At 65.2% G+C, this 13,142-nt stretch carries 12 protein-coding genes; 5 read left to right on the top strand and 7 right to left on the bottom strand.

All coding sequences use genetic code 11. The annotated features are described in order from the left end of the window. Positions 1-28 precede the first annotated feature (28 nt). Positions 29-376, top strand: coding sequence for a DUF1304 domain-containing protein (locus tag ACTJJM_RS17080; RefSeq protein ID WP_191849829.1), 348 nt, complete (start codon positions 29-31; stop codon positions 374-376). A gap of 29 nt (positions 377-405) precedes the next feature. Here the strand turns inward: ACTJJM_RS17080 and ACTJJM_RS17075 are convergent, their stop codons facing one another. The 4 genes from ACTJJM_RS17075 to ACTJJM_RS17060 form a co-directional block, all read right to left on the bottom strand. Further along, positions 406-789 (bottom strand): hypothetical protein, encoded by a 384-nt coding sequence (locus ACTJJM_RS17075; protein WP_238794406.1) that lies wholly within the window; start codon positions 787-789, stop codon positions 406-408. A 27-nt stretch (positions 790-816) separates the two neighbouring features. Next, a complete protein-coding gene (locus tag ACTJJM_RS17070; RefSeq protein ID WP_057503480.1) occupies positions 817-1,296 on the bottom strand; it encodes a hotdog fold domain-containing protein in 480 nt (159 codons plus the stop codon). 75 nt (positions 1,297-1,371) lie between these two features. Beyond that, positions 1,372-3,849 carry an acyl-CoA dehydrogenase gene (locus ACTJJM_RS17065; RefSeq protein ID WP_043399155.1) on the bottom strand — a complete coding sequence of 826 codons (2,478 nt, stop codon included), beginning with the start codon at positions 3,847-3,849 and terminating at the stop codon, positions 1,372-1,374. After that, a complete protein-coding gene (locus ACTJJM_RS17060; protein WP_043399152.1) occupies positions 3,846-4,763 on the bottom strand; it encodes an alpha/beta fold hydrolase in 918 nt (305 codons plus the stop codon). Before ACTJJM_RS17060 ends, ACTJJM_RS17065 begins: the two co-directional genes overlap by 4 nt. Before the next feature lie 141 nt (positions 4,764-4,904). On the opposite strand from ACTJJM_RS17060, the gene ACTJJM_RS17055 reads away from it, so the two are divergent. Continuing rightward, entirely contained in the window at positions 4,905-5,507 is a 603-nt protein-coding gene (locus ACTJJM_RS17055) for a TetR/AcrR family transcriptional regulator (RefSeq protein WP_006464233.1), read from the top strand. A 148-nt stretch (positions 5,508-5,655) separates the two neighbouring features. On the opposite strand, the gene ACTJJM_RS17050 is transcribed toward ACTJJM_RS17055, so the two are convergent. The 3 genes from ACTJJM_RS17050 to hslO all read right to left on the bottom strand — a co-directional run bounded on the left by ACTJJM_RS17050 (position 5,656) and on the right by hslO (position 10,660). After that, the gene (locus ACTJJM_RS17050) at positions 5,656-8,418 is read right to left on the bottom strand and encodes a TonB-dependent receptor domain-containing protein (protein WP_049454381.1); all 2,763 of its coding nucleotides are present in this window, start codon (positions 8,416-8,418) and stop codon (positions 5,656-5,658) included. A 383-nt stretch (positions 8,419-8,801) separates the two neighbouring features. Continuing rightward, positions 8,802-9,650: an XOO1806 family protein gene (locus ACTJJM_RS17045; RefSeq protein WP_010482736.1), complete on the bottom strand. Its 849-nt coding sequence runs from the start codon at positions 9,648-9,650 to the stop codon at positions 8,802-8,804. Positions 9,651-9,766: 116 nt separating this feature from the next. Next, positions 9,767-10,660: an Hsp33 family molecular chaperone HslO gene (hslO, locus tag ACTJJM_RS17040; protein WP_010482737.1), complete on the bottom strand. Its 894-nt coding sequence runs from the start codon at positions 10,658-10,660 to the stop codon at positions 9,767-9,769. A 77-nt stretch (positions 10,661-10,737) separates the two neighbouring features. Here hslO and mtgA point away from each other — a divergent pair, with 77 nt between their 5' ends. The 3 genes from mtgA (at position 10,738) to ACTJJM_RS17025 (ending at position 12,961) form a co-directional block, all read left to right on the top strand. Further along, the gene (gene mtgA / locus ACTJJM_RS17035; RefSeq protein ID WP_440865836.1) at positions 10,738-11,487 is read left to right on the top strand and encodes a monofunctional biosynthetic peptidoglycan transglycosylase; all 750 of its coding nucleotides are present in this window, start codon (positions 10,738-10,740) and stop codon (positions 11,485-11,487) included. A gap of 63 nt (positions 11,488-11,550) precedes the next feature. After that, on the top strand, positions 11,551-12,570 hold the full coding sequence (locus tag ACTJJM_RS17030) for a glycosyltransferase family 2 protein (RefSeq protein WP_053443387.1): 1,020 nt from the start codon (positions 11,551-11,553) through the stop codon (positions 12,568-12,570). Continuing rightward, the gene (locus ACTJJM_RS17025) at positions 12,530-12,961 is read left to right on the top strand and encodes a CBS domain-containing protein (protein WP_019336409.1); all 432 of its coding nucleotides are present in this window, start codon (positions 12,530-12,532) and stop codon (positions 12,959-12,961) included. Before ACTJJM_RS17030 ends, ACTJJM_RS17025 begins: the two co-directional genes overlap by 41 nt. Positions 12,962-13,142 lie beyond the last annotated feature (181 nt).

Genomic DNA, 13,142 nt, shown 5'->3' with positions numbered 1-13,142 from the left:
CCGTCCAGTCATTTCGAGGAGAGAAACCATGTCGCTGATCGCGCTGCTGCTGACCGTGCTGGTCGCGGTGCTGCACCTGTACTTCCTGGTGCTGGAGATGTTCCTGTGGACCCGTCCGCTGGGCTTGAAGACGTTCCGCAACACGCCGGAGAAGGCGGAGACCACGCGCGTGCTGGCGGCCAACCAGGGCCTGTACAACGGCTTCCTGGCGGCGGGCATCGTGTTGGGGCTGGTGATGGCGCAGCCGGTGCTGGTGACGTTCTCGTTGGGCTGCGTGGTGGTGGCGGGGGCCTATGGCGCATGGAGCGTAAGCCCGCGCATATTCATGATCCAGGCCGTACCGGCGATCCTGGCACTGGTGTTGCGAGTGCTCTGAAGTGGGCGCGTGCTGGCAAGCGCCATCGCTCAGCGGCTGATGGCGCGCATGAAGCCCAGCCACATTGGCACGGCATGCAGCGCCGCACCCAGCACGAACAGGCCTGTCAGCAGGTGTACGCGCCAGTCGTTGATACGCAGGAAGACGAATTGTTCAAGCGTGCGGCCCACCCAGAACACCGCCATGAAGCCCAGCAGGACCACCCCCAGACGAGTGTCGACCAGGTCCGGGGCAAAGATCAGCGCGATCAGCCCCATTCCCAGGAACACATAGATCACGCGCAGATTCAGGATCTGCATGATCGCGCGATTGGCCGTGCCGAGCTGGGCGAGCTCGCGTTTCCAGCCGAACAGCCGCCAGAACGCCAGATGGAAGGCGGCAAACCCCAAGCTGTGAATGCCTGCCAGGCGCACCAGCAGTTCAGTGGTCGTCATGGTTGATCAGCCTGTGCGCGGAGGACGTGGCGATACCCACATCGCGATGGTCGCATGGAACACCTCGGTCCCTGCCGCATCGGTCACGCTGACCTTCACCGGCAGGTCGTAGCCGTCCGCAGCACTGACGATGGACAACACTGGCGTCGCCACGGCCTTCAACGTGCCCAAGGCCTTGGCCTGGTATTTCACGTCCATGCCCTTGGGGATCCAGCGCATGTCTGCCGGCAGGCTGGCGTCCACCATCAGCCCGGCGGTCAGCTCGGCCAGGTTGCACATCGCGATCGCATGCACCGTGCCGATGTGGTTGCGCACCTTGCGGCGATCGGCCAGCGTGCCTTCGCAGCGGCCGTGTTCCAGGCGGGTGATGCGCGGTGCGATGCTGGCGAAGTAGGGCGCCTTGAAGCAGACCGCGCGCGAGAACAGCCAGTTGCCGGCGGGCCAGCGCTGCAGGCGGCGGTAGAGCGAAAGCAGGGGCGTGGACATGAGCGGTTTCCGGTCGGCGGATAGAACGACGGCGGGCCGAGGCCCGCCGTCGAAGGCAACGCGTGTCGCGGGCAATCAGGCCGCCTGCGAATGCGGATCCTTGTGCTGGCGGTCGTAGTAGCTGGCCGCGCGCAGCTCGTGGGTGTCGAAATCGTCCACGGTGATGGTGTCCAGGGTCAGCGTGCGCAGCTCTTCCAGCAGGCTGCGCTCGTCCTGGGTGATCACGCCCTCGGCCACGGCTTCGTCCAGCTGGGCCTTGAAGTCCAGCGCTTCGATGCCCTTGCTCTTCAGCGCCTTGAGGAACTTGCGTTCCACCGGCTCGGCCATGATCGCCTTGCTCAGGTAGCTGTTGATGCGGCCACCCGGGTTGTTCTCGCACGGGGTCAGGAACACGCCGCTGGCCAGACGATCACGCGCTTCGTTCGGCGCCATCAGCAGGGCGGCGACGCGGCGGCTCAGACGGTCGCCCGGAGCCTCGGCACGACGGCCCAGCGGGAAGATCAGCGCCCACATCAGCCAGCCGATCGGACGGATCGGGAAGTTGCGCAGCGCGGCCGACAGCGATTCCTCGATCTTGTGCACGCTGTCATGGAAGGCCCAGGCCAGCAGCGGCTGGTCGGCCTGCGGTGCGCCTTCGTCGTGGTAGCGCTTGAGCATGGCGCTGGTCATGTAGACGTGGCTCAGCACATCGCCCAGGCGGCCTGACAGCGATTCCTTGAACTTCAGCTTGCCGCCGAGGGTCATCATCGAGATATCGGCCATCAGCGCCAGGTTGGCCGAGTAACGGTCCAGCTTGCGGAAGTAGCGGCGGGTATAGGCGTCGCCCGGGGCGGCGCCGAAGCGCGCGCCGGTCAGGCCGAACCAGAACGAACGCACGGCATTGGAGATACCGAAGCGGATGTGGCCGAACAGGCTGCGGTCGAACTCCTGCAGGCCGGCACGGGTGTCCGGATCCTGCGCGGCCTTCATTTCCTTCAGCACCCACGGGTGGCAGAGGATCGCACCCTGGCCGAAGATCAGCAGGCTGCGGGTCATGATGTTGGCGCCTTCCACGGTGATCGCGATCGGCGCGGCCTGCCAGCTGCGGCCGGCGAAGTTGCGCGGCCCCAGGATGATGCCCTTGCCGCCGATCACGTCCATCATGTCCGAGATCACCTCGCGGCTCATGTTGGTGCAGTGGTACTTGGCGATCGCCGACGGCACCGACGGCACGTCACCACGGTCGACCGCCGCGGCGGTGGCCTGCGACAGCGCGCTGATCTTGTAGGCCTTGCCGCCGATGCGGGCCAGCGCTTCTTCCACGCCCTCGAAGCGGCCGACCGACAGGCCGAACTGCTTGCGGATGCGTGCGTAGGCGCCGGTGACGGCGGCACCGGCCTTGGCACCGCCACTGGCGGTGGACGGCAGCGTGATCGAGCGGCCCACGGCCAGGCACTCGTTGAGCATGTTCCAGCCCTTGCCGGCCATGGCTGCGCCACCGATCAGCTGGGTCAACGGAATGAACACGTCCTTGCCGCGGATCGGACCGTTCTGGAAGGTCGAGTTCAGCGGGAAGTGGCGACGGCCGATTTCAACACCAGCGGTGTCGCGCGGCAGCAGGCCCAGGGTGATGCCGATGTCGCGGGTATCGCCGATCAGGCCATCCGGGTCGTACATGCGGAAGGCCAGGCCGATCAGCGATGCGACCGGCGCCAGGGTGATGTAGCGCTTGTCGAAGGTCAGCTTGACGCCGAGCACCTGCTCGCCGTTCCACTCGCCCTTGCAGACGATGCCGTAGTCCGGAATGGAGGTGGCGTCGGAACCGGCGAACGGACCGGTCAGGCCGAAGCAGGGCACCTCGCGACCATCGGCCAGGCGCGGCAGGTACTGGTCCTTCTGTTCCTGGGTGCCGTAATGCACCAGCAGTTCACCCGGGCCCAGCGAGTTCGGCACGCCGACGGTGGAGCTGACCACCGAAGACACCGAGGCCAGCTTCTGGATGACCTTGTGGTGGGCCAGTGCGGAGAAGCCCAGGCCGCCGTATTCCTTCGGGATGATCATGCCGAAGAACTTGTTCTTCTTGATGAAGGCCCACAGCTCCGGCGGCAGGTCGGCATGGACGTGGGTGATTTCCCAGTCGTTGACCATGGTGCACAGCTCTTCCACCGGGCCATCGAGGAAGGCCTGTTCTTCGGCGGTCAGCTGCGGCTTGGGATAGTTGAGCAGGATGTTCCAGTCCGGATCACCGGTGAACAGTTCGCCCTCGAAGCCGACCGAGCCGGTTTCCAGCGCGATGCGCTCGGTCTGCGACAGCGGCGGCAGCACCTTGCGGAACACCTTCATCATCGGGCCGGTCAGCAGCGGCTTGCGGATGAACGGCAGCAGCAGCGGCACGGCGATGACGGCAAGCACGGCGGCCGCGACGATCGTGGCGGTCTGGTTGACGTAGGGAATGAACCAGCAGGCGGCCAGCAGGGCCACGCTGATCAGCGTCCAGGTAACCAGCCGCATGCGGTGGTAGGCGACGAACGCGCCTGCCAGCAGCAGGGCGAGGAAGGGAAGAACGATGCTCATGAGCGTGCTCCGGTGACGTGCTCGTTTGTGGCGGACGAAGCCGCAGCGTCTGCTGCGGGCAACACGTCCAGATAGTCCAACACAGTAGCGGTAAAGGCGTCGTTGTCATCGCCGGCGACCATGTGCGTGGCCTGCGGCAGCTGTACATGGCGCGCGTGCGGCGCCAACGCCAGGAATTCGGCCACGGTCTGCGGCGTGACCAGGTCGCTGCGGCCGCCGCTGACCAGCAGCAGCGGGCACTTCACCTGCCGCGCGGCCTCGGCCAGTGCATCCTGGTGCTGCTCGCTGTCGCGAGCCAGTTCGGCCACGAGTCGCGGATCCCAGTGCCAGCGCCAGCGGCCATGGCCGTCCTCGCGCAGCAGGGCGCGCAGCGACTGCTCGGATTTGCGCGGGCGGTGCGGCATGTAGGCCGAGATCACGTCGGCGGCCTGGGTGAGCGAGGCGAAGCCGTCGGGATGGGCGGTCATGAAGGCCAGGATGCGTTCAACACCGGCGGTATCCCAACGCGGGGTGATGTCGACCAGCACCATCGCCGAGAACAGGCCCGGCCAGCGCGATTCGGCCAGCAGGCCGAACAGGCCGCCCATCGAGGCTGCGACCAGCACCGGCGGGCGCGGCTGCTCGCCGGCCAGCACGATCAGGTCATCGGCGAACTGTTCGCCGTGGTAGGGCAGGTCGGCGGCATTCCAGTCCGAATCGCCGTGGCCGCGTGCGTCATAAGCCAGGGTCTGCAGGCCGGCTGCAGACAGGGCACGCGCGGTGGCATTCCAGGCATGACGGGTCTGGCCGAAGCCGTGCGCGAACAGCACCCGGCCACGGCGACCGTGGTCGCTGGCAGTGGCGGCGAGGCGGGCGCCATGGGCCGCCTCCAGGCGCAGGTCATGGAACGCAGCGGGAGTAGGGGATGTAACCATACTTGCTAGTATGGATCGCCTGTGAGGGAAGTCAATACTGCATCGTATGGTGCAGTGCGACAGGCCTGCAGGAGAGGCCTTTGGCGGTTTCGACCGCAACGGCGTACTGCAACGAACCCCGGCGTATGGTTAAATCAGCCCATGAATCAACCTGACGCTTCCGCCGGCGAACCGCGCGCCGGCCGCAACAGCCGCCTGAGTGCCGAAGACTGGGCCCAGGCGGCCCTCGACCTGATTGCTGAACAAGGCGTAGGCGCCGTTGCGGTGGAACCGCTGGCGCGGCGACTCGGCGTGACCAAGGGCAGTTTCTATTGGCATTTCCCCTCGCGTGACGCCTTGTTGCAGGCCGCGCTGGAACGCTGGGAACTGTTCGAACAGGAACAGGTGTTCGGCAGCCTGGAAGACGTACCGGACCCGCGCGTGCGCCTGCGCCAGCTGTTCCAGATGGTGGCGCATGAAGTGCAGCCGCACATCATCTACAGCGAGCTGCTGAAGGCATTGGACCATCCGATGGTGCGGCCGGTGATCGACCGCGTGTCGCAGCGCCGCCTCGACTATCTGATCGCCTCGTTCCGCCAGGCAGGGCTCAGCTCGACCGATGCACGCCATCGCGCACGCCTGGCCTACGCCGCCTATGTCGGCTTCCTGCAGCTGTCCCTGCAGCTGCAGCAGCCCAAGCAGGCGCGCGAGGATTTCGAAGCCTATGTCGAGCATCTCATCGAGACGCTGATTCCGAACGGTTGAGCGTTGTTGCTGCGTTGAGTACAGAAAGGCCGCGGCAATGCCGCGGCCTTTTCCGTTGGTGCTGCCGCAACCTGGAACACTGCTGGAACACACAAAAAACAACGGCCCCTTGCGGGGCCGTTGCTGCATCAGCTGATCAGTGGATCGATCAGAACTTCTGCTTGTACTGCATGTACATGTAGCGGCCCGGCAGGTCGTACTGCGGGTCGAACATGTTGTACGAGGTCGAGTACGAGACCGGCGGGTTCTTGTCCCACACGTTGTTCAGGCCGACCATGATGGTGCCCTTCCACGGCGTGTTGTAGCGGAACTGGACGTCGTGGTAGGTGGTGGCGCCCATGTGGTTTTCGCGGTTCTCGGGATCCGAGCAGTAGTTGCGCAGCGAACCACCCAGCAGGCACGACTCGGTCATCCCCGACTTGTAACGCAGGCCGTAGTTGACGCCGAAATCACCATAGGACCAGTCGACGTACAGGTTGGAACGGATGCGCCAGTACGGATCCTGGTCGAGGTAACGTCCCTGGCGACCTTCGACCTGCGAGTCTTCCGTGGCCTTGGTTTCCCACTTGCTCAGATAGGTGCTGTCGAGGGTGACAGTGAACTGGCCGAACGAGGTTTCCGGCAGGCGGTACAGGATGCCCAGATCCCAGCCTTCCACCTTGTACGATGCCAGGTTCTGCAGCGGCATGTTGACGTTGGTGATGGTGTAGTGCTCGGCGGTGGTGCCGTAGGTCGGGTCACGGGTGATCAGGCCGCAGTAGGCTGCCTGCTCAGCCGGCGAACCGCCGTAGCAGTAGTTCATGATGTCCTGGATCGCCGGACGGGTGATGGCGTCCTCGATCTTGATCTGCCACCAGTCCAGGGTGACGTTCAGGCCGGTCACGAAGCTCGGGCTCCACACCAGGCCCAGCGTCTTGCTGGTCGAGGTTTCCGGCTTCAGGTTCGGGTTGGACTTCCAGGTGAACGGTTCGGCGGTCTGGGCGGCACCGGACTGCGGCACGCCATCATCGTCGCGGGTATTGGGCTGCACGAAGCCAGCCGGAACACCCTGGGCAATACATTGCGCCAGCACTGCACCGGTCGGGCCATTGGCGGCCGCGCACGGGTCAGCGTAGGTTTCGAACGAGTCGCCGTCGCCCGCGTACAGGTTGCTGATGCTCGGCGCGCGGAAGCCTTCCGAGTAGTTACCGCGGATCATCAGGTCGTCGATCGGCTTCCAGCGGAAGCCGAACTTGTTGTTGGTGGTGTTGCCGAAGTTGCTGTACTTCGAGTAGCGGGTTGCCGCGCTGAAGTCGAGCAGCTTGGCGCCCGGCAGATCGGCCAGCACCGGGATCGACAGTTCCAGGAAGAACTCGTCCAGGTCATAGCTGCCCTTGGTCGGCTTGGCGCCGTTGCCGGTGCTCAGGCCCGCAGCAATGAAGGCGTCCGGATCGAACTGGCCGGATTCCTTGCGGTACTCGTAGCCCGCGGCGAACGCCAGGGCACCTGCCGGCAGCTGGGCGATTTCACCGGAGATGTTGGCGTAGTAGCCCTTGGACACCAGGCTGGAGGAGTCGTGGGCGGTGAACGAGGTGTAGTCGATGGCGCCCTGGCTGATCGAGCCTTCCGGACCCAGCGCGTTGACCGGTACGCAGCCCTGGATGATGTCGCCACCCGGAGCGGTAACGCACACCGGCACGCCACCACGAAGCTCGGACGGACCATAAGCGTTGCGCAGGTTGGCCAGGTTGAACAGGCCATAGGTCAGGTCGTTCTGGTCGGTCTTGTCGTAGCGGTAGCCGACGTCCCAGTCGAAGTTGCGGTCGGCGAATTCGAAGAAGCCCTCGAAACCACCGTAGAAGTGCCAGTTCTTGACGTTCTGGTTGAACGAACGGCCGCCGCTCTCGTTGAAGCGACGGTTGACGCCGGTCAGGTCTTCACCGGTCGGGTTGTACATGCTGTCCTTGCTCAGGTCCATGCCGGTCACCGGCATGGCAGCCAGCAGCTGCTCGGACTTGCGCTCGTTGTACATCGCCTCGGTGCGGAAGGTGATGTTGTCGGTGACGTTGTACGAGCCCGATGCGAACAGCGAGGTACGCTCCTGCGGGGTCAGCAGGTAGTTGTCCGGTGCGGTGTTGTAGCCGTGGGCGTTGGCGTTGAACGGCGTTTCCACACCGTTGATCTGGACATAGCGTTCGTCATTGCGCAGGTAGGAACCCGGCATGCCGGTGCTGCTCTGGCCGTCGAAGAACGGCGGGCCACCGGCAGAGATCTTGCGATCACCAGCCATGACCTTGTCTTCCTTCACGTAGGAGACACCCAGCATCACCGACGCACGGTCGGTGGTGGTGCCGATGGTGAAGTCGGCCGCTTCGCGTTCGCCGTCACCAGCGCTGTACTGGCCCTTGTAGAAGTTGGCTTCCGCGCCATCGAAGTTCTGCTTGGTGATGATGTTCACCACGCCGGCGATCGCGTCCGAACCGTAGATGGTCGATGCACCGTCCTTCAGGATGTCGATGCGCTCGATCATCGCGGTCGGGATGGTGTTCAGATCGACGCTGCCATCCAGGCCGGTGGTCCAGCGGCGGCCGTTGACCAGCACCAGGGTGCGCGCAGAACCGAGGTTGCGCAGGCTGATGCCGGCCGAACCATCACCACCGTTGTTGAACGTACGGTTCAGGGCGGCACCGTTGGCGGCAACGCGCTGCAGGATGTCGGCGACCGAGGTCACGCCCTGCTTTTCGATATCGGCGCGGGTCAGGCTCAGGACCGGCTGCGAGGTTTCGATGTCGGTGCTCTTGATGCGCGAACCGGTGACCGAGATGCGGTCAAGGTTGGTCGCTTCCTGGGCCTGGGCGGTGGCAGTGGACGCCACACCGGCAACGAGCGCGACCAGAACGGCATCGCGCAGCTTGTTGGACTGGAAATTCATTGGCTCTCTCTCTCCAAGAAATCTTGGCTGGGTTAATGCCCGGCGGGGGAGCGAAAAGCGCTCCCAAATCGCAAGGGCTGAGCCGATAGTAGCGGGCGTTCGCCAAGAATTAAAGCTGCGTTAATCAAGTCTGTGATTTTGGTAAAAATGAAAATTAATGCACAAAATCAATGACTTGAATTGCATGTGCGATCACCGTGTCTCGTTTGTTAGAGCAAAGTGATGAAAAAAGTTTCCATTGGTGTGTATCGCAGTATGTCGACATGAATTGCGCGGTATCCAATTCGTCCAAAAGCGCTTGACGTGTATCACGATCGCGCATACGCAACGGGCGCCTTTCGACGCCCGGGAGGAGTCACTGCAGGAAGACCCGCGTGGTGGGGTCAGAGATCCTGTTCGTAACGCACGTACGGCACGGTGCCGTCGTCGTTGCTTTCATTGCGTGGGGAGAACGGATTCTTGCCGCGGCTGATCACGTTCTCGGCGCCAACGGTAAGCTGGCCGGACCACGGGGTACGCCAGGTCAGGCCGATGCCCAGGCCTTCCCACTTGCCGGGCTTGCCCGGTACGTCGATCACGCGGCCGATGATGCTGCCGGTGAAGTTGCCGTAGCCGGCGCCGATGCTCAGGCTCTTGCTGTCCCAGCGGTCGACGATGGACGGCGCGGCGTCGGCCAGCGGTACCAGGCGGGCCTTGGCGTAGGTACCGGCAATCGAGACAAAACCCTCGCGGCCGATGTTCTTCTGCGCGAATACGGTCAGGTCGTTCTGCTCGGCGCGCAGCGAGGGTGTCTTGTTCGGGCCGGACAGCCACGCCGGCAGCGTTTCACGGCCGGTACCCGCGGTGATGCCGAGGCGGCTGTTGCCGCGGTTCAGCGCGGCGGTGCCGGTGAAGCGGCGGCTGTTGAGGTCGTCGTCGTCACCCAGGCTGGCCAGCATGCAATGACTGGCCAGGCCGCTCATGCTGGTCCCGCTGCTGCTGTTGCAGAGCAGGCCCAGTGAATCGCCGGAGGACAGGCCGAAGGCCGCATCCAGCGAGTTGCGGCCGAAGTGCCAGCGGGCGCCGGCGGCCTGTTCACCCGTGGGCTCCAGGTACAGCAGGGCCTCGACCTTGCCGCTGCCCTTGTTCCACACCGGCAGCACGGTCCGGGTGTCCTTGCTCTGCGCGTGCACGCCCGTGATCGCGCCAAGGGCGATCAGCAGGGCCAGCGGTAGACGCAGGAAGGTACGCATCGGACCAGTTCAGACAGGGACGGACAACGGAAGTTCCCGCAGAGACGGGAACTTGATCCTAGGGTGTTTATGAATTCTTAACAAGCCTTGATCCCCCCAGATGCAAGACAAGCCGTTTACTGAAGCCGTTCGGGCGCCGGTACAGTCCCCTCGGCGCCGTGGAACAGTATGCCGAACTCCGTCAAAGGAAAGTGATACTCCCGCCCGCAGAATTCGCAACGGACCTCGACGGCGCCGGTGTCCACGGCCGCGGCACGGGCCTCGTCCTCGCCCAGCGACTGCAGCATCGATGCGACCCGCTCGCGGGAACAGGAGCAGGCGAAGGACAACGGCTTGTCGCCCATCAGTTCCGGCTTCTCTTCGTGGAACAGGCGGTGCAGCAGCTGCTCGGCCGGGGTCGCCAGCAGCTCGGCCTTGCCCAGGGTCTCGAACAGGGCGCTGGCACGCGCCCAGCCGTCCTCGTCACCCTCGTCGCCCGGCAGCTTCTGCAGCAGCAGGCCGGCGGCGCCATTGCGGTCGGCGGCCAGCAGCAGGCGGGTCGGCAGCTGCTCGGACTGGCGGAAGTAATCCTCGAAGGCCTCGTCCAGCTCCGGTGCGGTCAGCGCGACCAGGCTCTGGTAGCGCTGCGGCTCGCGCGGGTCCAGGCCCGGGTTCTCGATGGTGATCGCGAGGAGGGCGTCATCACCCAAGCGGGACAGGTCGCGCGGCGCATCGGCGCCCTCGCTGAGCTGGGCAATGCCGCGCAGGGTGCCGGCGGCGGTGCACTCGGCGAACAGGGTGCGCAGGGCGGTGCTGCTGCGCAGCTGGATCGAGAGGCGGCCATCGATCTTGGTGTGGCCGGTGAACAGCGCCGAGGCCACGCAGGCCTCGCCGAGCAGTTCGGCGGCGGTATCCGGGTACTCGGCGTGGGACAGGATCTCCTGCCAGGTGGCCTGCAGGCGCACGTGGACGCCACGGACGCCAGCGTCGGGAAGCAGGAAGCGGATCAGGGAATCGGGGTTGGCGGTCATCGGCTCACATCGCGCGTAAACGAGGGCGGTTGCCGGATAATGCGCCGACAACCAGATAGAAGAAGGATGCACCAGTAATGGGGGCAGGGGGAGAGCAGCACAAGGTGGAGGCCATCGCGGAAGTCCCGCGCCGCAGGCGCTGGCGCTGGAAACGGCTGCTCTGGCTGCCGCTGCTGCTGGCCGCTTTCAGCTGCCTGCAGGTACTGGTGCTGCGGTTCATCGATCCGCCGGTATCCACGGTCATGCTGTGGCGCTATGGCGAGGCCTTGGGCGAGGCCGACTGGTCCTATCGCCTGCACTACCAGTGGCGCGACCTGGACCAGATGGCAGCGAGCCTGCCGATCTCGCTGGTGGCCGCAGAGGACCAGCGCTTTCCCGACCACAACGGCTTCGACCTGCAGGCCATCGAGAAGGCCCGCGATCACAACGCCAAGGGCGGGCGCCTGCGGGGGGCCAGCACGATCAGCCAGCAGGTCGCCAAGAACCTGTTCCTCTGGCAGGGCCGCAGCTGGGTGCGCAAGGGCCTGGAAGTCTGGTACACGGTGCTGATCGAAGCACTGTGGCCGAAGGAACGCATCCTGGAGATGTACGCCAACATCGCCGAGTTCGGCGATGGCGTATATGGCGCGCAGGCAGCGGCACAGACGTTCTGGGGCAAGGACGCGACCCGGTTGAGTCCGGCCGAGAGTGCGCGGCTGGCGGCGGTGTTGCCGGCACCGCGACGCTACAACGCGGCCAAGCCAGGGCCGTACGTGCAGCGGCGCGCGGCATGGATCCAGCGCCAGGCACGACAGCTGGGCGGAGCGGCCTATCTGTCGGAGGACTGAGGCGGGCGCGCTGCGATCGGCAGGCGGCGGGTCGTGTGCGCGCCGGCAACGTACAATCCGGACATGAACCGCGAACGGCTCACTTTTGTCATCGCCGCCTACAACGAGGCCCTGGCACTGCCGCTGCTGCATCCACGGCTGTGCGCGGTGCTCGATGGTATGCCCGACATCGATGGTCACATCCTGTATGTGGACGACGGCAGCCACGACGGGACCTGGCAGGTGATCGCAGGATTGGCGCAGGGCGACGCGCGCGTATCGGCGTTGAAGCTGTCGCGCAATTTCGGCAAGGAGGCTGCGCTGACTGCCGGCCTGGATCTGGTGCGCGAAGGCGCAGCGATGATCCTGGACGCCGATGGCCAGGACCCGCCGGAACTGGTGCCGCAGTTCGTTGCGCGCTGGCGCGAAGGGCATGACAACATCTATGGCACGCGCATGGCCCGCGACGGCGAGGCCTGGATCAAGCGCGCCACGGCGGCGGCGTTCTACCGGGTGATCGGTCGCCTGTCACGCACGCCGATCCCTGCCGATACCGGTGACTTCCGCCTGCTGTCGCCGCGCGCGCTGAGCGCGCTGCGCGAGATGCGTGAACGCCATCGCTTCATGAAGGGTCTTTTCAGCTGGGTCGGATTCAAGCGGATTGCCGTGCCCTACCACCGCCACGCGCGCGTGGCCGGCTCCAGCAAGTTCAGCCTTTGGCGGCTGTGGAACTTCGCGCTGGAAGGTATCACCGGGTTCTCGACCGTTCCCCTGCGGGCGGCGACCTACATGGGCCTGGCCACGGCGGCGGTTGCTTTCGTATTCGGTGTATGGGTGATCGCCAAGGCGGCCCTGTACGGTGACCGGGTGGCGGGTTGGCCGACGATGATGGCGGTGATCCTGTTCCTGGGCGGGGTGCAGTTGATCGCCCTGGGCCTGATCGGTGAGTACCTGGGACGGCTGTACGAGGAATCCAAGCAGCGCCCGTTGTACCTGGTTGACGCGTGGCTAGCATCCACCGTGGCAGACTCGGCCCTGCAACCCACCCTCGGAGGGCAGGCAGATGACCACGGTACGGCAACTGTTGGACGGCAAGTCTCCTGAAGTACATGCGGTCGCGCCGGATGCGGCGGTGATCGATGCGATCCGGTTGATGGCGGAAAAGGGCATTGGCGCGGTGCTGGTGATGGACGGGCCGCGGCTGGTCGGGATCCTTTCGGAGCGCGATTACGCGCGCAAGATCGTGCTGCGTGATCGTTCGTCGCGGGATACGGCGGTGGCTGAGATCATGACGGCGAAGGTGGTGACGGTCTCGCCGGGCGAACAGGTAGAGCACTGCCTGCAACTGGTGACCGATTACCGCATCCGCCACCTGCCGGTGGTGGAGGGGGCGCAGGTGCTGGGGGTGATTTCCATCGGCGACCTGGTGAAATCGGTGATCGATGCGCAGCGGCGCGAGCTGGATCAGCTGCAGCAGTACATCGTGGCGGGGTGAGGTATTCGCTGGCGGGCCTGCGGCCCGCCGGCCCGCTTTTCGAAGCCAGAGCCACAGCCACAGCCAAAGCCACAGCCAAAGCCACAGCAGCGCCTTCCTGATACGTTGGGAGGCGGAGGGTGCGGCTGGGCAGGACACGCCGTAAACCCATCCATGGGGGCTCGATGGCGCCATCCATGGC

Source organism: Stenotrophomonas sp. 22692 (genome assembly GCF_052045015.1).
In the GTDB taxonomy this organism is placed as follows: Bacteria; Pseudomonadota; Gammaproteobacteria; order Xanthomonadales; family Xanthomonadaceae; genus Stenotrophomonas; species Stenotrophomonas geniculata.
Note: the sequence above shows the minus strand (reverse complement) of the source record. Positions and strands in the feature narration are given on the sequence as shown.